16 protein-coding genes and 2 pseudogenes are annotated in these 16,526 nt (G+C 70.0%); 7 read left to right on the forward strand and 11 right to left on the reverse strand.

The window, feature by feature from the left end; all coding sequences use genetic code 11:
* Positions 1–55 precede the first annotated feature (55 nt).
* The 5 genes from ABTX78_RS08370 to ABTX78_RS08390 form a co-directional block, all read right to left on the reverse strand.
* Positions 56–1,795 carry an MOSC domain-containing protein gene (locus ABTX78_RS08370; RefSeq protein WP_352206012.1) on the reverse strand — a complete coding sequence of 580 codons (1,740 nt, stop codon included), beginning with the start codon at positions 1,793–1,795 and terminating at the stop codon, positions 56–58.
* A 52-nt stretch (positions 1,796–1,847) separates the two neighbouring features.
* Positions 1,848–2,516 (reverse strand): DUF427 domain-containing protein, encoded by a 669-nt coding sequence (locus ABTX78_RS08375; RefSeq protein WP_352206013.1) that lies wholly within the window; start codon positions 2,514–2,516, stop codon positions 1,848–1,850.
* A 613-nt stretch (positions 2,517–3,129) separates the two neighbouring features.
* Entirely contained in the window at positions 3,130–4,011 is an 882-nt protein-coding gene (locus ABTX78_RS08380) for a serine hydrolase (protein WP_352206014.1), read from the reverse strand.
* Between the two features lie 301 nt (positions 4,012–4,312).
* Positions 4,313–4,501 (reverse strand): hypothetical protein, encoded by a 189-nt coding sequence (locus ABTX78_RS08385; protein WP_502993804.1) that lies wholly within the window; start codon positions 4,499–4,501, stop codon positions 4,313–4,315.
* A gap of 438 nt (positions 4,502–4,939) precedes the next feature.
* Positions 4,940–5,164 carry a hypothetical protein gene (locus tag ABTX78_RS08390; RefSeq protein WP_352206015.1) on the reverse strand — a complete coding sequence of 75 codons (225 nt, stop codon included), beginning with the start codon at positions 5,162–5,164 and terminating at the stop codon, positions 4,940–4,942.
* Positions 5,165–5,441: 277 nt separating this feature from the next.
* Here ABTX78_RS08390 and ABTX78_RS08395 point away from each other — a divergent pair, with 277 nt between their 5' ends.
* Both ABTX78_RS08395 and ABTX78_RS08400 read left to right on the forward strand, forming a co-directional pair.
* Entirely contained in the window at positions 5,442–5,987 is a 546-nt protein-coding gene (locus tag ABTX78_RS08395; protein ID WP_352206016.1) for an EF-hand domain-containing protein, read from the forward strand.
* 272 nt (positions 5,988–6,259) lie between these two features.
* Positions 6,260–6,625: a transglycosylase family protein gene (locus tag ABTX78_RS08400; protein ID WP_352206017.1), complete on the forward strand. Its 366-nt coding sequence runs from the start codon at positions 6,260–6,262 to the stop codon at positions 6,623–6,625.
* A gap of 81 nt (positions 6,626–6,706) precedes the next feature.
* Here the strand turns inward: ABTX78_RS08400 and ABTX78_RS08405 are convergent, their stop codons facing one another.
* A complete protein-coding gene (locus tag ABTX78_RS08405) occupies positions 6,707–7,354 on the reverse strand; it encodes a dihydrofolate reductase family protein (protein WP_352206018.1) in 648 nt (215 codons plus the stop codon).
* A 128-nt stretch (positions 7,355–7,482) separates the two neighbouring features.
* Between ABTX78_RS08405 and ABTX78_RS08410 the strand changes: the two are divergent.
* Positions 7,483–7,659: pseudogene (locus tag ABTX78_RS08410) on the forward strand (helix-turn-helix domain-containing protein); the annotation flags it as partial.
* A 232-nt stretch (positions 7,660–7,891) separates the two neighbouring features.
* Positions 7,892–8,293: a hypothetical protein gene (locus ABTX78_RS08415; protein WP_352206019.1), complete on the forward strand. Its 402-nt coding sequence runs from the start codon at positions 7,892–7,894 to the stop codon at positions 8,291–8,293.
* 100 nt (positions 8,294–8,393) lie between these two features.
* On the opposite strand, the gene ABTX78_RS08420 is transcribed toward ABTX78_RS08415, so the two are convergent.
* The 3 genes from ABTX78_RS08420 to ABTX78_RS08430 form a co-directional block, all read right to left on the reverse strand.
* On the reverse strand, positions 8,394–10,799 hold the full coding sequence (locus ABTX78_RS08420) for an ATP-binding cassette domain-containing protein (RefSeq protein WP_352206020.1): 2,406 nt from the start codon (positions 10,797–10,799) through the stop codon (positions 8,394–8,396).
* Positions 10,800–11,246: 447 nt separating this feature from the next.
* On the reverse strand, positions 11,247–11,657 hold the full coding sequence (locus tag ABTX78_RS08425; protein ID WP_313942272.1) for a VOC family protein: 411 nt from the start codon (positions 11,655–11,657) through the stop codon (positions 11,247–11,249).
* Between the two features lie 5 nt (positions 11,658–11,662).
* Positions 11,663–12,112 carry a helix-turn-helix transcriptional regulator gene (locus ABTX78_RS08430; RefSeq protein ID WP_352206021.1) on the reverse strand — a complete coding sequence of 150 codons (450 nt, stop codon included), beginning with the start codon at positions 12,110–12,112 and terminating at the stop codon, positions 11,663–11,665.
* Positions 12,113–12,402: 290 nt separating this feature from the next.
* Between ABTX78_RS08430 and ABTX78_RS08435 the strand changes: the two are divergent.
* Positions 12,403–12,779, forward strand: a pseudogene (locus tag ABTX78_RS08435) (iron chelate uptake ABC transporter family permease subunit); the annotation flags it as partial.
* Positions 12,780–12,838: 59 nt separating this feature from the next.
* Here the strand turns inward: ABTX78_RS08435 and ABTX78_RS08440 are convergent.
* Positions 12,839–13,477, reverse strand: a complete 639-nt coding sequence (locus tag ABTX78_RS08440) for a TMEM175 family protein (protein WP_352206022.1) — start codon at positions 13,475–13,477, stop codon at positions 12,839–12,841.
* Positions 13,478–13,717: 240 nt separating this feature from the next.
* On the opposite strand from ABTX78_RS08440, the gene ABTX78_RS08445 reads away from it, so the two are divergent.
* Entirely contained in the window at positions 13,718–14,896 is a 1,179-nt protein-coding gene (locus ABTX78_RS08445) for an aminotransferase class V-fold PLP-dependent enzyme (RefSeq protein ID WP_352206023.1), read from the forward strand.
* 114 nt (positions 14,897–15,010) lie between these two features.
* Here the strand turns inward: ABTX78_RS08445 and ABTX78_RS08450 are convergent, their stop codons facing one another.
* A complete protein-coding gene (locus ABTX78_RS08450; protein ID WP_352206286.1) occupies positions 15,011–15,961 on the reverse strand; it encodes an aldo/keto reductase in 951 nt (316 codons plus the stop codon).
* Positions 15,962–16,247: 286 nt separating this feature from the next.
* Between ABTX78_RS08450 and ABTX78_RS08455 the strand changes: the two genes are divergently transcribed.
* Complete coding sequence (locus tag ABTX78_RS08455; RefSeq protein ID WP_352206024.1) at positions 16,248–16,505, forward strand: hypothetical protein; 258 nt, start codon at positions 16,248–16,250, stop codon at positions 16,503–16,505.
* Positions 16,506–16,526: the final 21 nt, after the last annotated feature.

Raw genomic sequence — 16,526 nt, forward strand, 5'->3', positions numbered from 1 at the left:
GCCGCTGCCCCGCGGATGTGTCGGACGACGGGTGTGTGCATGACGACGGGCGTCCTCACATGTCCAGGACGATGTCGCTGTCCGGCTGGGCGCAGCAGATGAGCACCTCGCCGACGGGTGGGGGCTCCAGCGGCTCCGGGGCGTAGGTGACGCCACCGGACATGACGCTGGTGGCGCACGTGCGGCAGACGCCGGTGCGGCAGCTCCAGCGGGTGGGGACGTCGCAGGCGTCGGCGAGTTCGAGGATGCTCCGCTTGCCGTCCGGGAACGGCACGGAGATGCCGCTGCGGACGAAGGTGACCAGCGGGCCGGTGCCGGGAGGCCCCGTTGGCTGGTGGGGTGGCCGGGTGAACTGCCTGATGAGGCCGGGGGTGATGGACGCCAGGGTTCCGAACAACTCGGTGTGGATGCGGGCCGGGACGATGCCGGCCGCGGTGAGTGCCTCCTGCATGTCCGCGATGAAGGCGGTGGGTCCGCAGATGTAGGCGGTCGCGTCGGACGGAAGAGACAGCGCGATCAGTCTGTCCCTGGTCAGACGTCCGTCGACGGCGTGGACGCGGTTCCGTTCCTCCGGTGTCGCCGCGCTGTAGAACACGTGCTCGTGGGCGTGCGGCAGTGCGGCGACCAGGGCATGCGCCTCGGCGGCCAGTAGGTGTCCCCGTGGACTGCGGGCACCGTGGATCCACCAGATCTCGCGGCCGCTGTCTTGGTTGGCGAGTTCGTGCAGCATCGACAGCACCGGCGTGAGGCCGATACCGGCGGAGAGGAGGACGACCGGGCCGGTCCCTTCGGCGAGAACGAACTCGCCGCGAGGGGCCGCGACTTCGAGAACCGCCCCCGGCCGCAGCTTCGTGGTCAGGTATCCGCTCGCGGTGCCGTGCGGCTCGTGTTTGACGCTGAACCGGTAGTGACCGGTATCGGTGCTCGAGGACAGTGAGTAGCTGCGTATCAGGGCCGGTTGGCCCGCGCCGGGGATCCGCAGTGTCAGGTACTGGCCCGCGCGGGCGGGCGGCAGCGGGGTCCCGTCCGGGGCGGCCAGGTGGATCGAGGAGACCGTCGTGTTCTCGGGGACCACCTCCGCGACGCGCAGCTCGCGGAAGCCGTCCCAGGCCGGTCCGGCGGAGGTGGTCGCGGCGGCGGTGCCGGGACGCTCTGCGGCATCGAGCAGTTCGCGGAACGAGCTCTGCCAGCCGGGGCTCAGGGCGGGGATCTGCAGCGCCAGGCGCAGCTTGGCCGGGTCCCGGCCGGGGAGGTAGAGCAGCGCGTCGGTGTCGGCCACGGTCAGCTTGCCGGGTCCGGTCGCGGTCTTCTCGATGCGGTCGCCCGCCTCGATGTGCCCTTCGTGGAGGACCCGCATGTAGAAGCCGGGGCGGTGGTGGCTGACCAGCAGTGCGGGCAGCTCGGGTCGGCCGAGGCGCAGGCCGACGCGGTAGCAGGTGACACGGGGCTGGGTGACTTCGAACTCGGCCTCGCCGATGCGGTACCGGTCGCCGATGCAGACCTCGTCGTCGGGGAGGCCGTCGACCGTGAGGTTCTCCCCGAACTGGCCGTAGTCGAAGTCGTCGCGCCCGAAGTGCTGCTGCCAGTGGCGGTAGGAGTCGATCTGGTAGACGAGCACGGCCCGCTGCTCGCCGCCGTGGCCGGCCATGTCCCCCTGGCCGTCACCGTCGATGTTGAGCCGGCGGACCATCGCGGGGCCGTCGACCGGGTGCTTCCACACACCGGTGTGGACGGTCCTGCCCTGCCAGGACACGTCTTTCGGCATGCCGACGTTCACTGACAGCAGTGTGGGCATCGGTCGCTCCTTCCCCGGGCACCGTCGGCCCCTGCGGCTACGACGACACAGGTCACGGCAGTCCGGCGGCCGTCGTTTCGTCGAGCGTGAGGTTGCGGTCGACGCCGTGCGAGACCATGTTCTGGCCCGGTTCCAGGCTCTGTCGTACGCCGCCGAGGTGCACCTCGACGACGTCCGGCTCAAACGACACCAGGCCGGAGATGCGCTGTACCTCGGTGTAGGCGTCTTCGTACGACCACGCCGCACGACGGGCCCCGGCGATGTCGTAATAGCCGGCCAGGCCCTTGGAGGGACAGAAGGTCCGGCCTTCGTCCCGTGCCTTTGACCTGGTCGCGCCGTTTCGTCGCTGATCGAGGGACTGCAGGCGGTTACGCCCACAACCCGCAGCGTCATCGCGCCTTACCGGCGCCCTGGATTCGGCCGCGGTGCGTGGCGACGCGGCCAGGGCATCCCGTACCGGCAATGCCCCGCTGGACGTGACCGGGCGCGGCGAGGGAATCGGGATCACCTTCGCCGCTGGGCGAGCACCACGCCCCACAACGGCCTCGGTCGTTACGGCAAGGCCATGGTCGACGGGCGGCGTGCCACCGCGTACGACGCGGACCTCGGCTCGATGTGCGGGTCGCTGGTCGAGCCGATCGAGGCCGCCGCGCTCTGCGGTGAGGCCCGAGACCGCGAGGGGGCCTATGGCCGGCTCGCCGAGATGGCCGGCTACCGGCACCGACTGGGCCCTGGGGCTCAGGCACGGTCGCAGGAGCTGCCGAGCGACGAGACACGGGGGACCGCCGGTACCAAGAGACGATCTCCACCTCGGCAAAACCCGGCTGCGCTTCGATTGCGCACGCGCACCTGCTGTACGGGGGTACTGCTTCGCCGGGAACGACGCCGCACCGACGCACGCGAGCGACGGCGCACGGTGCACAGATGCCGGACACCATGGGCGTGGCCGGGTTCGCCGAGCGAGCCGCCGGCGAACGGCAGGCCACCGGCGGGACCATCCACCAGCAGCCACGCGGCCAGGCACGACCGGCCTCACCGCCCGGCAGGTCCAGATCACCGTACGGCCCGCGACGGCGTGTCGGACCGGGATGATCGGCATCCGCCTATCCTCAGCGCACGCCCTGTCCCGTACGGCCTGCGCAAGGTCTTCACCCAGCTCAGCTTCACCTCGCGCAGCGGCTCTACCGGGCCTTGCCCGCGAGTCGAGCACCGTGAAGACTCTCAGTGAGGAGCCGGCCATTGGGGCGCCGGAGCCCGGAGCCGGCGGGCCGCGCCGGAGGCAGGGGCCGCTACAAGGGCCGAAGCGGGCGCCGGCACCAGAGGCGGCGCCGGATTCAGGGAAGATCGCGGTTGATGGCGCGGGCGGCGCCCTGGATGCCGGCGATCCCGTCCTTCATCGTGCGGTTGCCGTCGGAGAGCACGACGATCCCGTAGTCGTGGCCGCGGCCCGTGAACACACCGACGCTGTGCACCCGCCACCCCTTGGCGTCGCGCTCCAGCCACCCGTTCTTCAGATGCACGGTCGCCGTGCCGGAGGCCCCGGCCGGTATGCCCCAGCGCTGGGCGGGGACGACGCGGTTCATCAGGCCGAGTGCGTACGCGCGGGCGTCCTGATCGAGGACGGAGTTCTGCGAGGTGAGCAGGCGCAGCAGCTTGAGCTGGTCACCGGCGGTGATCTGCGTGCGGCCCCAGTACCCCTTCGGCCCCGGGACGGTCTCCCGCATGCCCGCCAGGTCCAGGAAGCGCTGCACGCTCTTCGGCCCGAGCTGGCGCCACAGGGCCGAGGTCGAGTCGTTGTCCGACTTGGTGATCATGGCCTTGGTCAGCGTCACCTCGCGCGGAGTGAGGTGACGGCCCTCCTCCATGGCCTTGCGGAGGAGAGCCCCGAGGACGGTGACCTTGACCACGCTCGCGGAGTCGAACCGCGCGCCGGCCCGGAAGGTGCACGAGGTGTCCGTGGTGCGGTCGTAGATCGCGAGAGCGGAAGCGCCCTGGCGGCCGCGCAGCGCGCCGGCGATGTCCTGGGACAGACGGCTCGCCAGCCCGGGCCGGTGCGATGTGCAGGTGACCTGTGAATCGCCGACCTTGGCGCTCGCACGCGAACCGGTGCCGGCCGCGGCCGCGCCGGTGGCCCCGAGCCCGGCCATCACGGTTCCGGTGGCCAGGACCGTGACGAGGCACCGTGCTGCGCGGCGCGGTAGGTGCGTTCGGAGCATGGGGGTTCCGTCCTGTGTGCTTCTGCGGTCGCTTCAGGTCCGATGGCTTCGGTCCGCTCGCGGTCGGACGCCGGCGGCCGACGCTGCTGGGACCGTGGCGTGAGCGCCGAGGCTGGGAGGCACTCGTCGTCCGACGGACATGCAAGCGACGCGACCCCGGACGACGGCGACGCTAACAGGGCAAGGGGAGCAACAGCGTGGCCGGTATGTCCGATATGAAGCCATTGCGGGCGTTTCTTGGGTGTGTGACATTCGTCAACCCATTCGTCGCCCCGGGCCGGTGGTTGACCCTGTGGTCGGCTCAACCGGCGGCCGGGCCGGCTGGTGTCTCAGCCGCTTGACCGACCGGCCGCAGCGGACACGCCGTACGGGCGCGCGCTTCGAGGTCGGCGCACAGCGCGGCAAGCTGGGCCATGCGCGTGTCGATGATCCGGATCTTGTCCTCCAGCAGCTCGGACAACGCCTCGGCGGTCTCCGGCGCGGTCCGCATGTCCTCGCCGTGGCGGGCGATCTCGGCCGACGTGAAAGCAAGGGTCTGCGCGGTACGGAGGCGTACGGTGTCCCGCGGATGGTCCGGGGCTTCTTCGTCACCGCGGTGGCGGGCTCACGCCAACTTCGGGAACGAGCACGCGAGCTCGTCCGGCCGGGCACCCGTTCAGCCCCCGAGACACGGTGACGCGGTCATGCGGTGAAGCAGCTCGACGGCGGCCGCCACCCGGCACCCCACACTTGACCGGAACACCTCAGAAGATGCTCAAGGCCCTGTCCGGACAAGGAACCCGAAGGCAGAATGCTCACGACCGCACGGACCAGTCGTGCACAGTGTTTATCCGGCATGCCGTGCCGGAGAAGTCGGGGACCCAACGGAGCTCTCGGCCCTCATGGACAGGGGGCAAGCCGTGGGCCGCCGCGGCACGCCGCCCGCGGACTACGGCTGGTAGACCGACCCGCTCACCTTGAGCCAGGCCCCCGGCCCGTACGCCTCGAGAATCGCGTCGGCCGCGCCCCTCTTGATGCTCCACACGATGAGAGCCCCACTGGCATGGATCTCGTACTCGTAACGGTCCTCCTCGCCGTCGTGGCGGAAGACCTCGGTGCCCACGGTCTCGGACATGCTCCCGCCCGGCCCGGGCAGCAACAGAGAAACAGTCATGCGCAGACGCTACGTGATCGACGGAACCTGACGGTGGAGACACGTTGCGCCACCGCCACCGCCACCGCCACCGCCGGCCACCGGGCACCGGGCACCGGGCACGAGTTCGTCCCGTGAGGGGTGAACCTTCCGCGCCCCGGGCACGTCTCACACGCCGAAGTCAGTTCCTCGGAGAGTCGGCCCGCCAAAAAGGCAGCCACCGACCGTGGCCGCGACACCCACGACACCGATTCACTGTGCAGGCACTGTCAATGAGCTCCCCGGAGGACCTGGAACCATGGCGACAGCCGATCCCCTCACCCGCCGACTCCGGCGGCTCTTCGCCGCGCTGGACACCGACGAAGACCGATACGTCACCTGGGAGAACTACCAGCGAATCGTGAACCGGTACGTCACCGGCTACGGGCTGGCGGAGAGCGACGCCAAGATCAAGGCGCTGGAGCGGGCCTACTGGGCTCAGTGGCTGGGACTACTCGCGCAGGCGACTCCGGGACGGGACCGGCTGTCCCAGGACGAGTTCGTCGCGGCGCACCGCGCTGCCGGCTACGGAGCGCACGCCTCCCAGGTGCTGGAAGACATCGCCCAGGCCATCTTCACCATCCTGGACGTCGACGGTGACAAGCGGATCAACCGTGACGAGTTCGCCAGGTACTTGGCCTTCTGCGAGATCTCCGACGGTGATGCCGCGGCGATTTTTCAGCGACTCGATCTGGACCGCGACGCCTTCATCTCCCAGCGGGAGGTGGCCCGGTCGCTGCGCGCGTTCCACCTCTACAACGACGATCTCAACACGCCGGGCGGCATCTTCCTGGGGGTCTCCTGAGCCAGGTCGTCGGGATCCCGCTCACACCTTGACCCTGGAGATCATTCGTCGGGATATCGGGAGGGACCCGCCCCCCCTGGTGAACCATCAGGAGATCGACGTCAGGGATGCACACTCACCCGGACGCCGCCCCACCGATCCGCCGAACGGGCTGCTCCTGATGCCCTGTGCCGCTGATGGACGCTCTTGGTGTGCCGGGGCGACCCGGCCCGCTTACGTTCGGTTGTGCTCCGCCGCTGCCGCGGCCGGGCTTCCGAGCGAGAGGGTTGCTGATGCGTCGTCACCAGAAGAACCACCGGTACGGACTGCCTGTCAGGTCGTTGGCGGTAGCTCTGACCTGCGCCCCTGTCCTGCTCTTCGGTGCTGGAGCCGCCCAGGCGTCCGCGCCCCGGGCCGCGGTCCAAGCCGGTGTCGACTGGGACGCCATCGCGGAGTGCGAGTCCTCCGGGAACTGGAAGGCCAACACGGGGAACGGCCACTACGGAGGTCTGCAGTTCACCCGTTCGAGCTGGGCGGCGGCCGGCGGCCTCAAGTACGCGCCACGCGCCGATCTGGCCACGAAGAGGGAGCAGATCGCCACGGCCAAGAGGCTCGCCGCCATGCAGGGAATGGGCGCCTGGTCCTGCGCCCGGCACTGACGAGCCACGCGCGGGCGGTCCGGGACCTGGTCGCCGGCCGAGGCGACGCCCGAACCGCCCCCGTCTGCCGTGCGGGGCGGTTCACCGACCCGCGCGGGTGAACGTCACATGGGTGACCCCGCTGGGCGTGGAGACGCTTTCGACGTCGTAGTCCTTCTCGAGGCCCTCCAGCCCGTCCCAGAGCCGTACGCCTCGGCCGAGCAGGATCGGGACCACCACGATGTGCATGTGGTCGATGAGCCCGGCGGTCAGGAAGTCGCGAACCATGGTGGGACCACCGCCGATGCGTACGTCCTGGCCGCCCGCGGCCTCGCGGGCCGTCGCGAGCGCCTCGGCAGGTGAGGCATCGATGAAGTGGTACGTCGTGCCGCCCTCCATCTCGATCGACGGGCGCGGGTGATGGGTGAGGACGAAGACCGGTGTGTGGAACGGCGGGTTGGCGCCCCACGGGCCCTTCCAGTCCGGGTTCTCGTGCCAGCCGGGGTAGCCGAACTTCCCGGCGCCCATGATCTCGGCGCCGATCCCGGCGGTGAACAGCCGCAGGAAGGCGTCGTCGACGCCGCCCGAGCCCCCGGGCTGATGCAGCATCGTGCGGCCCCATCGGGTGGCGAACATCCACTCGTGCAGCCGTTCGCCGGCGTGGCCGAACGGCTCTTCGAGGCTCTGACCTTCGCCGGTCGCGAACCCGTCGAGCGAGACAGCGATGTGCTGGACGCGGGCAAGGGACATGGTCGTGTTCCTTTCCTCCGATTGGCGTGGCCTCGGCGGATCAGCTCGGCCACCAGGCGAAGGTAGCCCTCCCGGTGGCACGACGTCTTATGCCAATTCCGCGCCGATCCCATCAATAGGCTTGATGAATGCTGAACCTGACCCACCTCACTTTGCTGGCGGCGGTTGCCCGGCACGGATCGGTAGCCGAAGCCGCGAAGGAGCCGCATTACTCGCAGCCGTCGGTCAGCCACCACCTGGGGCGGCTGGGAGCCGCCACTGGGGCCAAGCTCATCCAGCGCGTGGGCCGCGGGATCCGGCTCACGCCCGAGGGGGAGCTGCTGGCGCAACGGGCGACCGAGATCCTGGGGCGACTGGATGCCGCATCCGTCGAACTGGCCGCGCGTGTGGGCCTTCGTTCCGGACGCGTACGACTCGCCGGGTTCCAGACAGTTCTCAGCGCCCTTGTCCCGAGGGCGGCCATCGAGCTGTCCCGGAGGCACCCGGGAGGGGATCGCGCTGCGCGAACCGTCCCGGCCCACCTGGTACGGCGACCGTATGCAGGCGACGGCGGACCGCGTCGAGGCCGCGTACGGCGTGGACCTCGCCGTGCTGTGGCCGCGGCTGTGGCTGATCCTTCCCGAACCCGCCGTACAGGAGATCCGGGCGGGCCGGGACTCCTTCAGTGCCGCGGCCCGTCTGGCCTCCTGGGCCGTGGGCTGTGCCCTGCTCGCCTGCTGGTGGTGGCCGGCCGCGCTGATCGCCATCGGCTGCGGGGCGGTCGCCCGTTCCCGCGCCCGGACCGCGCTGGACGCGCTCGCGAGCCTGATCGAGGCGGCCGTCGATGTGCACGGCCGCGAACTCGCCACGCGCGTCGGGCTGATCGGGCCGGACGCGAGGGGACTGCTGGGCCGGGAGACGGGCGACGGGATGTCGGAGGTGTTCAGGAAGGCGGATTGAACGCGCCGCCGCTCGGTCCGCGCTCGCGGCAAGGCCCCGACGTGGAACCTTCCATGCCGGAGGTTCCACGTCGGGACACGTCAGCGCCCGGGCCCGTTGTTCAGCTCCCGACGTACGCCGCGAGGTGCTCCCCCGTGAGGGTGGAACCGTCGGCGACGAGGTCGGTCGGTGTGCCCTCGAAGACGATCTTGCCGCCGTCGTGGCCGGCGCCGGGGCCGAGGTCGATGATCCAGTCGGCATGCGCCATGACCGCCTGGTGGTGCTCGATGACGATGACCGACTTGCCGGAGTCGACGAGGCGGTCGAGCAGCCCGAGCAGTTGCTCGACGTCCGCGAGGTGGAGGCCGGTGGTCGGTTCGTCCAGGACGTATACGCCGCCCTTGTCTCCCATGTGCGTGGCCAGCTTGAGGCGCTGCCGCTCGCCGCCGGACAGCGTGGTGAGCGGCTGGCCGATGGTCAGGTAGCCGAGCCCCACGTCGTTGAGCCGCTGGAGGATCCGGTGCGCGGCCGGTGTGTACGCCTCCCCCGCGCCGAAGAACTCCTCGGCCTCGGTCACCGGCATCGCGAGCACCTCGCTGATGTCGCGACCGCCGAGGCGGTACTCCAGCACTGACGAGTCGAACCGCTTCCCGCCGCAGTCCTCACAGGTGGTGGCGACACCGGCCATGATCCCCAGGTCGCTGTAGATGACGCCGGCGCCGTTGCAGGTGGGGCAGGCACCCTCGGAGTTGGCGCTGAACAGCGCCGGCTTCACATCGTTGGCCTTCGCGAACGCCTTGCGGATCGGGTCGAGCAGTCCGGTGTACGTCGCCGGGTTGCTGCGCCGCGAGCCGCGGATCGGGCTCTGGTCGATCGACACCACACCTTCGGCCCCCGCCTGTCCGGGCATCGACCCGTGCACGAGCGAGCTCTTGCCGGAGCCAGCGACGCCGGTGATGACGGTGAGTACCCCGAGCGGAATGTCGACGTCCACGCCCTGGAGGTTGTTCGCCGTTGCGCCCCTGATCTCCAGCGCGCCGGTGGGCTTGCGCACCTCCTCCTTGAGGGAGGCCCGGTCATCCAGGTGCCGGCCGGTGATGGTGTCGCTGCTCTGAAGCCCTTCTACGGTGCCCTCGAAGCAGACGGTGCCGCCCTCGGTACCGGCGCCGGGGCCGAGGTCGACGACGTGGTCGGCGATCGCGATGACCTCCGGCTTGTGTTCCACGACGAGCACCGTGTTGCCCTTGTCCCGCAGCTGGAGGAGCAGACGGTTCATGCGCTGGATGTCGTGCGGGTGCAGGCCGGCCGTGGGTTCGTCGAAGACATACGTCACATCGGTGAGCGAGGAGCCGAGGTGGCGGATCATCTTGACGCGCTGCGCCTCACCGCCGGACAGCGTGCCCGACGCACGGTCGAGCGAGAGATAGCCGAGACCGATCTCCACGAAGGAGTCGAGGGTCTGCTGGAGCGCCGTGAGCAGCGGCGCCACCGAGGGGTCCTCGAGGCCGCGGACCCACTCGGCCAGGTCCCTGATCTCCATCACACAGGCGTCGGCGATGCTCTTCCCGTTGATCTTCGATGACCGCGCTCCCTCGGCCAGCCGGGTGCCGTCGCACTCGGGGCAGGTGGTGAAGGTGACCGCCCGCTCGACGAACGCCCGGATGTGCGGCTGCATCGCCTCCTTGTCCTTGGACAGGAACGACTTCTGGATCTTGGGGATCAGGCCTTCGTAGGTGAGGTTGACGCCGTTGACCTTCACCTTGGTCGGCTCGCGGTAGAGGAAGTCCTGCATCTCCTTCTTGGTGTACCTGCGGATCGGCTTGTTGGGGTCGAGGAAGCCGGACTCCGCGTAGATCCCCACCGTCCACACGTTGTCCGACTTCCAGCCGGGGATGGTGAACGCGCCCTCGGCGATCGACTTGGAGTCGTCGTAGAGCTGGGTCAGGTCGATGTCGGAGACCTTGCCCCGGCCCTCGCAGCGCGTGCACATGCCGCCGGTGCGCTCGAAGGTCGCCTTGACGGTCTTGGTCTTGGCGGCACCGCGGTCCACGGTGATCCCACCGCTCGCCCGGACAGAGGCGGTGTTGAAGGAGTACGCGCTGGGCGGGCCGATGTGGGGATGGCCGAGCCGGCTGAAGAGGATGCGCAGCATCGCGTTGGCGTCGGTGGCGGTGCCGACCGTGGAGCGGGGATCGCCGCCCATCCGCTGCTGGTCGACGGTGATCGCGGTCGTCAGCCCGTCGAGGACGTCGACCTCGGGCCGTGCCGTCGACGGCATGAAGCCCTGGAGGAACGCGCTGTAGGTCTCGTTGATGAGCCGTTTCGACTCCGCGGCGATCGTGTCGAACACCAAAGAGCTCTTGCCCGAGCCGGAGACGCCGGTGAACACCGTCAGCCGGCGCTTCGGGATCTCGATGCTGACGTCCTTGAGATTGTTCTCCCGCGCGCCGTGCACGCGGATCATGTCGTGGCTGTCGGCGTCGTGCAGCGCAGGCGACTGCGCATCCGGTCTCGTGGCCTTGCTCATCGTGTCTCCATCTGTCTGGCGGGACCGCGTCGGCGGTCTCCGTCGGCGTCGCCTGGCTGGATCTGCCCAGCTTCGAGCAGTATGCAGGGTTCTACGTTGGCCGAGGGGTCGTGGCCATGGTCCGCCAGCCGGGTGATCGGCGGTGGTGACGCGAAGCCCGCCCGGTCGGCGCCGGGCGGGCTCGCACCATTCGACGCGATGATGACGCCATCCCTGCCGTTTCGGTTGCCACGTCCCGGGCCCGGCTGCGGGGCACACCGCGCCCGGGCGCCTGCGGTGGGCTCGCGTCCATGCCGGTCGGCGGGGCCGGCAGCGTCCCGTCGTACCGGTCCAGGGCAGCAGCACCGGCAACAACGGACCGGCAGGGGCTGGCCCCGGCCGTGGACGGCCTTGTCCTTCGCCGCTCCGCCCCTTCACACCGTGGGCCGGAAAGCCCGGCGGCTCAGCTCAGCTCCGCTCCTGGATACGGAGCAGGTTGCCTGCCGGGTCGCGGAAGGCGCAGTCGCGAACGCCGTACGGCTGCTTGGTCGGCTCCTGGACGACCTCCGCGTCGGTGGCCTGGAGCCGTGCGAATGTGCCGTCGAGGTCGGGGGTCGACAGGACGATGCTCCCGAAGGTGCCCTTGGCCATCATCTCGGTGATGGTGCGGCGCTCGTCGTCGGTGATCCCGGGGTCCGCGGCCGGCGGGTGCAGCACGATGGAGGTGCTGGGCTGGCCCACGGGACCGACCGTGATCCAGCGCATCCCGTCGAATCCGACGTCTCCACGGACCTCGAAGCCGAGGGCGTCGCGGTAGAAGGCCAGGGCGGCGTCCGGGTCGTCCTGCGGAAGGAAGCTCGCGTGAATGGTGATGTCCATGGCCGTCACGCTAGTCCCGGCCCGGGAGACCGCGCTTCTCGATTCCTGACCGGTCTGGTCACCTGTTTCGACACGCACGACGGCATCCCCGCCGTCGCGCTCGTCGCCTGCTCGCGGTAGGTGCTCGGCGGCATGCCGACGAGCTCGGTGAAACGCGTCGAGAAGGTGCCCAGCGACGAACAGCCGACCTCGAAACAGACCTCGGTGACACTGAGGTCGCCGCGCCGCAGCAGCGCCATCGCCCGCTCGATGCGCCGCGTCATGAGGTAGCTGTACGGCGACTCGCCGTAGGCCTGCCGGAACTGCCGGCTGAGGTGCCCGGCGGACATGTGCACGCCCCGGGCGAGCGCCTCGACGTCCAGCGGCTGGGCGTACTCCCGGTCCATCCGGTCGCGGACGCGGCGCAGCCGTGCGAGATCGCGCAGGTTCGGCGCCGGGTCGGGTCTGCTGGCCACACAGGAGATCGTACGTCGTCGCCGGGGCCGACATCTGTCGACTTCGTACGGTCGCACCGGCGCGAAGGGGCACAGTCCGGGAACCGTTTCCCGGTCTCCGCCGGGACGTCCGGGGACGCATGCCGCCCCGGCAGCGCCGGGCTCGACACCGCCCCCTTGCCCGCTGGTTGAAGCGCATGACACTGTGCTGCACCGCGGGCAGCGACATGGCCGCCGTCGCCGCGGCCTCCGCGAACCGGGTGCTGCGCCGCACCTGACGCCTCCTGGTCACAGCGGTGACCGCGAGGCATGTCGCGTTCGTACGCCGCACGGAACTCGACCTCGTCTCCTTCGACGACCACACGCCGCGACTGCTCGGCATTGGTCTTCCCCTGGGAGCGACTGGGCTTCCTCGTCCTGAGCGTCCTGCTCAGTGCGACTGCGGTATCCGACCCTCGATGGATCGGATTCGTCGGCCTGGTGGCACCCCATGCGGCCCGTGCTCTGGTGGGCGGACGCCACGTGCGGGTGATTCCGGTCGCGGTGATCCCCGGCGCCACCCTGGTCCGCGTCGCGTACCTCCTCGGCCGCACGGTGATCGCCCCGGCCCAGCTGGGCGCCGGGGCTAGTGACGGCGATAGTCGGTACGCCGTACTTTTTCCACCTGCTCGTGCGCAGCCGCCGATAGCGGTCGGTGCCCGCGTCGAACCGCCTGGGGCGGCCTGCCGGCGGGCCGCCCCAGGCGGTTCACCGCGTCCGCGCGCCTGTCTGGGCGCGCCGGCCCATCACGACCTTGACCGGCAGCAGCAGGGCCCAACTCCACATCGCCGCGCGCGGGGAGACGAAGGCAATGCCCACCGACGCCCCGAAGACGACGATCGAGATGACGAGGTCGGCGACCACGGCACGGCCCACATGGTTGCCGATGGGCTCGTGCTGAAGCCGCGAACGCCTCCACACGAGGGCGAACAGCGCGAGATGCAGCAGGTTGGTGACGGCGATGGTGCCCGCGTACAGCGCCACGGAGACCGTACGGGCCGGGTACTCCGCCAGCAGGGACGTGGGAAAGGGCAGCAGCGCGATCGCGCCGAGACCGGACAGCGACACCCGCAGAACCGCGTCATCGACCTGGCGTACCCACAGAAAGATCCTTCGGTGGTCCATCCAGAACGCCGCCAGGATGGTGAAGCTCAAGCCGTAGGCCGCCACTTTGGGCCACAGACCGCGCAACGACTCCTGGAAGTCGCGTATGCCGAGATCGTCCGGTACGGCGACATCGAGCACCAACAACGTCATCGCGATGGCGAAGATGCCGTCGGACAGGGCCAGCAGCCGGCCCGGGTCCCCCGCCAGGCCCGCTGTCTCAGGTTCGTCGATCCGCGCCACGCGGCCACGCTACGGACGTGACGCCGCCCTTTCCGGTCACCGCTCCGGGCCCTCCCCCGATCGCTCCAAAGGTGTGGCAGCCGCCGGACTGCCGGGTCCTGTCCGGCGAACTCCGTGTTCGTGACGGCGCACGCCGCGGACCTCCGCGCGCCCCGGCAGGCTTGCGCATGGCCGGTGCCCGAGATGCGGTGCCGCGACCGGGTAGAGGTCACAGCACCCGACCGATGAGGGAGCGTTCACGTGGACATCGAGGCACTGCGCCAGGACACCCCCGGATGCGCAAACCGGGTGCATCTCAACAACGCCGGAGCCGGGCTGCTGTCCCGGCGGACGCTGCACACGGTGACGGCGCACCTGGAGCTCGAGGCGTCCATCGGTGGCTATGAGGCCGCGAGGCAGGAACGCGAACGGATCGACGCCACGTACGAACACCTCGCCGAGTTGATCGGCGGACGGGCCGACGAGGTGGCCCTCTTCGACAACTCCACCCACGCCTGGAACGCCGCGTTCTACTCGCTCCCCTTCCAGCCGGGCGACCGGATCCTGACCGGCCGCGCCGAGTACGGCAGCAATGTCCTCGCCTACCTCCAGACCGCCCGGCGCACCGGCGTCGAGGTCGTCGTGGTCCCGGACGACGCGTCAGGTCAGATTGACACCGCGGCCCTCGCCGACCTGATCGACGCGCGCACCCGGCTGGTCGGCATCAGCCATGTCCCCACGAGCGGCGGCCTGGTCAACCCGGCGCAGGAGATCGGACGGATCGCCCGTGCGGCCGGGGTGCCGTTCCTCCTCGATGCGACGCAGTCCATCGGACAGTTCCCCGTGGACGTCGAGGCCCTCGGCTGCGACATGGTCACCGCTACCGGCCGAAAGTTCCTGCGGGGGCCGCGCGGCACCGGATTCCTCTGGGTCAGGACGGAGATGCTCGACCGTCTCGACCCGTTCGTCAACGACATCGAAGCCGCCACCTGGGACGGCGGCAACGGCTTCAACTGGCACCAGGGCGCGCGGCGCTTCGCCTCCTGGGAGATGAGCTACGCCAACGTCCTGGGCCTGGATGCCGCCGTGGTCCAAGCCCTCGAACTGGGCATGGACCGGATCGGCCGGCGGAGCATCGCGCTCGGCGCCCGGCTGCGCGACCGACTCGACGCGCTGCCCGGTGTCACGACGTACGACCTCGGCCGCGACCGCTGCGCCATCGTCACCGCCAAGGTCGAAGGACTGGACACCCACGACCTCGCGGCTGTCCTCGCGCGCCACGACATCAACGTGTCGACCACTGTCGCCGAGCACACCCAGTTCGACACCCTGAACAGGGGAGTTCACCCGCTGGTGCGTCTGTCCCCGCACTACTACAACACCGAGGCGGAACTGGACCGGACCGTCGAGGTCGTCGCGGAGGCCGCGCGGAAGGCCTGACCGGGACCGCCCACGGCACCGGCATGGGCACCCGCGCTGCACGACCGCGCGCGCCTTTCCGGGCGGAGGCCCGACCCCGACGCGGGCAAGGCCTCACTCACCCGTCCCGACGCCTTACGGCAGCGCCGCTCCGCGGGCCGTGATCCACAGGTCGTACCACTCCTCGTGGCTGAGCCGCGGCTCCGCCGTCGCGGCATCCCGGCAGGCCCGGATGCGTTCGGGGCGGGCCGTGCCGATGACCGGTGCGATGTCCGCGGGGTGTCGTTGCAGCCACCACAGCAGGATCGTTTCGGGGGTCGTGTCCTTCTCCTTGGCCAACGCCTCCACGAGCCGTGCGGTCGCCTGCTCCTCCGGTGTCTCCTGGCGCCCGGAGTAACGCCCTTGGGCGAGGGCGCCCCACGCCTGGAGCTGCACTCCGTTGGCGCGGCAGTACTCGAGCGTCCCCAAGGGAAAGCCGCCGGCCGCCGCCTGCGGGGTGTTCACCACGACGCCCGCCTCGACCCAGTCCCGCTGCTGAAGACTCATTTCCAACTGGTTGGCGACCAGGGGCAGCTCCAGCGCCCGCTGAAGATGTGCGATCTGCGCGGCGCTCATGTTCGAGACACCGAAACGCCGCACGAGTCCCTGCCGGTGCAGTGACGTCAGTGCCTCGGCGACATCGTCGGGATCGGCCAGCGGGTCCGGCCGGTGCAGGAGCAGGACATCGAGGACGTCGGTACGCAGCCGGGCGAGGCTCTCCTCCACGCGCTCCACAATGGTGGTGCCGCGCAGGTCGTAGATCCCCGGGTGGTCCCCGTCGGCGAGACGGATGCCGCACTTGGTCTGCACGTCGATGCGGTCCCGCAGTTCCGGCGCACGGCCGAGGATCTCGCCGAACACTGCTTCGGCCTTGCCGTTCCGGTAGATGTCGGCGTGGTCGAACGTGGTGATGCCACTGTCGAGGGCCGCCTCCACGGCGGCTTCCGCGACCGCGATGTCCTTCGAGGTGTAGGGCTCGTGGTCCCAGCTGCCGCCGAGCCCCATGCATCCGTAGAGGAGCCGGCCGGTCCGTGTCTGTTCCGCCATCGTCGTCACGGCGCCACCCTACGACCGGACCCCGGTGAGGGACCACGCCGAATTCACCCGTTGCGCGTCCTGACCTGGGCACGGCCGAGGGCCGGTGCCTGGTGTCGCACCGGCGGACGGGTTACGGCAGCTCGCCGCGTGTCCGGCAGAAGCAACCCTTCCGCATGCGCCGCGGTCTTAACGGGCACGGTCGTGAACGTCGGGCGCGGAGGGCCCCTGGGGCGCCTCCGCCGACGCATACGGGTAGACGGCTGATACGGGTGGACCGACGGAAAGGACGTAGTCCATGGAGTTCGATCCCGGCCTCTGCCTGGATGTTCCGGAAGACTTCGACGATTCGGATGCCGACAGCCAGGTGCATCCGATGGCCAGGAAGCTTTTCCCCGCCGCAACTGCCGCGGAAGCTTTCGGGAAAGCCCAGGAGTGGGTGGCGGAACAGAAGGTCTTCCTCGTCGACGTGGCGTGGGACTACGCGTACGACGAGGACGAGCCCTACACGCTGAGCATCTATTTCACGTTCGAGCTGGATCCCGAAGACGGCTGACCACGGCTGGGACGTCCTTCC

The sequence above is a fragment of the Streptomyces sp. NPDC096193 genome, assembly GCF_040302905.1.
Lineage (GTDB): Bacteria > Actinomycetota > Actinomycetes > Streptomycetales > Streptomycetaceae > Streptomyces.

Coding starts and splice junctions, on each gene's coding strand:
- ABTX78_RS08370 (WP_352206012.1), bottom strand. CDS start 1,795: ATGCCCACACTGCTGTCAGTGAACGTCGGCATGCCGAAAGACGTGTCC.
- ABTX78_RS08380 (WP_352206014.1), bottom strand. CDS start 4,011: ATGCTCCGAACGCACCTACCGCGCCGCGCAGCACGGTGCCTCGTCACG.
- ABTX78_RS08385 (WP_502993804.1), bottom strand. CDS start 4,501: ATGCGGACCGCGCCGGAGACCGCCGAGGCGTTGTCCGAGCTGCTGGAG.
- ABTX78_RS08390 (WP_352206015.1), bottom strand. CDS start 5,164: ATGACTGTTTCTCTGTTGCTGCCCGGGCCGGGCGGGAGCATGTCCGAG.
- ABTX78_RS08395 (WP_352206016.1), top strand. CDS start 5,442: ATGGCGACAGCCGATCCCCTCACCCGCCGACTCCGGCGGCTCTTCGCC.
- ABTX78_RS08400 (WP_352206017.1), top strand. CDS start 6,260: ATGCGTCGTCACCAGAAGAACCACCGGTACGGACTGCCTGTCAGGTCG.
- ABTX78_RS08405 (WP_352206018.1), bottom strand. CDS start 7,354: ATGTCCCTTGCCCGCGTCCAGCACATCGCTGTCTCGCTCGACGGGTTC.
- ABTX78_RS08415 (WP_352206019.1), top strand. CDS start 7,892: ATGCAGGCGACGGCGGACCGCGTCGAGGCCGCGTACGGCGTGGACCTC.
- ABTX78_RS08420 (WP_352206020.1), bottom strand. CDS start 10,799: ATGAGCAAGGCCACGAGACCGGATGCGCAGTCGCCTGCGCTGCACGAC.
- ABTX78_RS08425 (WP_313942272.1), bottom strand. CDS start 11,657: ATGGACATCACCATTCACGCGAGCTTCCTTCCGCAGGACGACCCGGAC.
- ABTX78_RS08450 (WP_352206286.1), bottom strand. CDS start 15,961: ATGGCGGAACAGACACGGACCGGCCGGCTCCTCTACGGATGCATGGGG.
- ABTX78_RS08455 (WP_352206024.1), top strand. CDS start 16,248: ATGGAGTTCGATCCCGGCCTCTGCCTGGATGTTCCGGAAGACTTCGAC.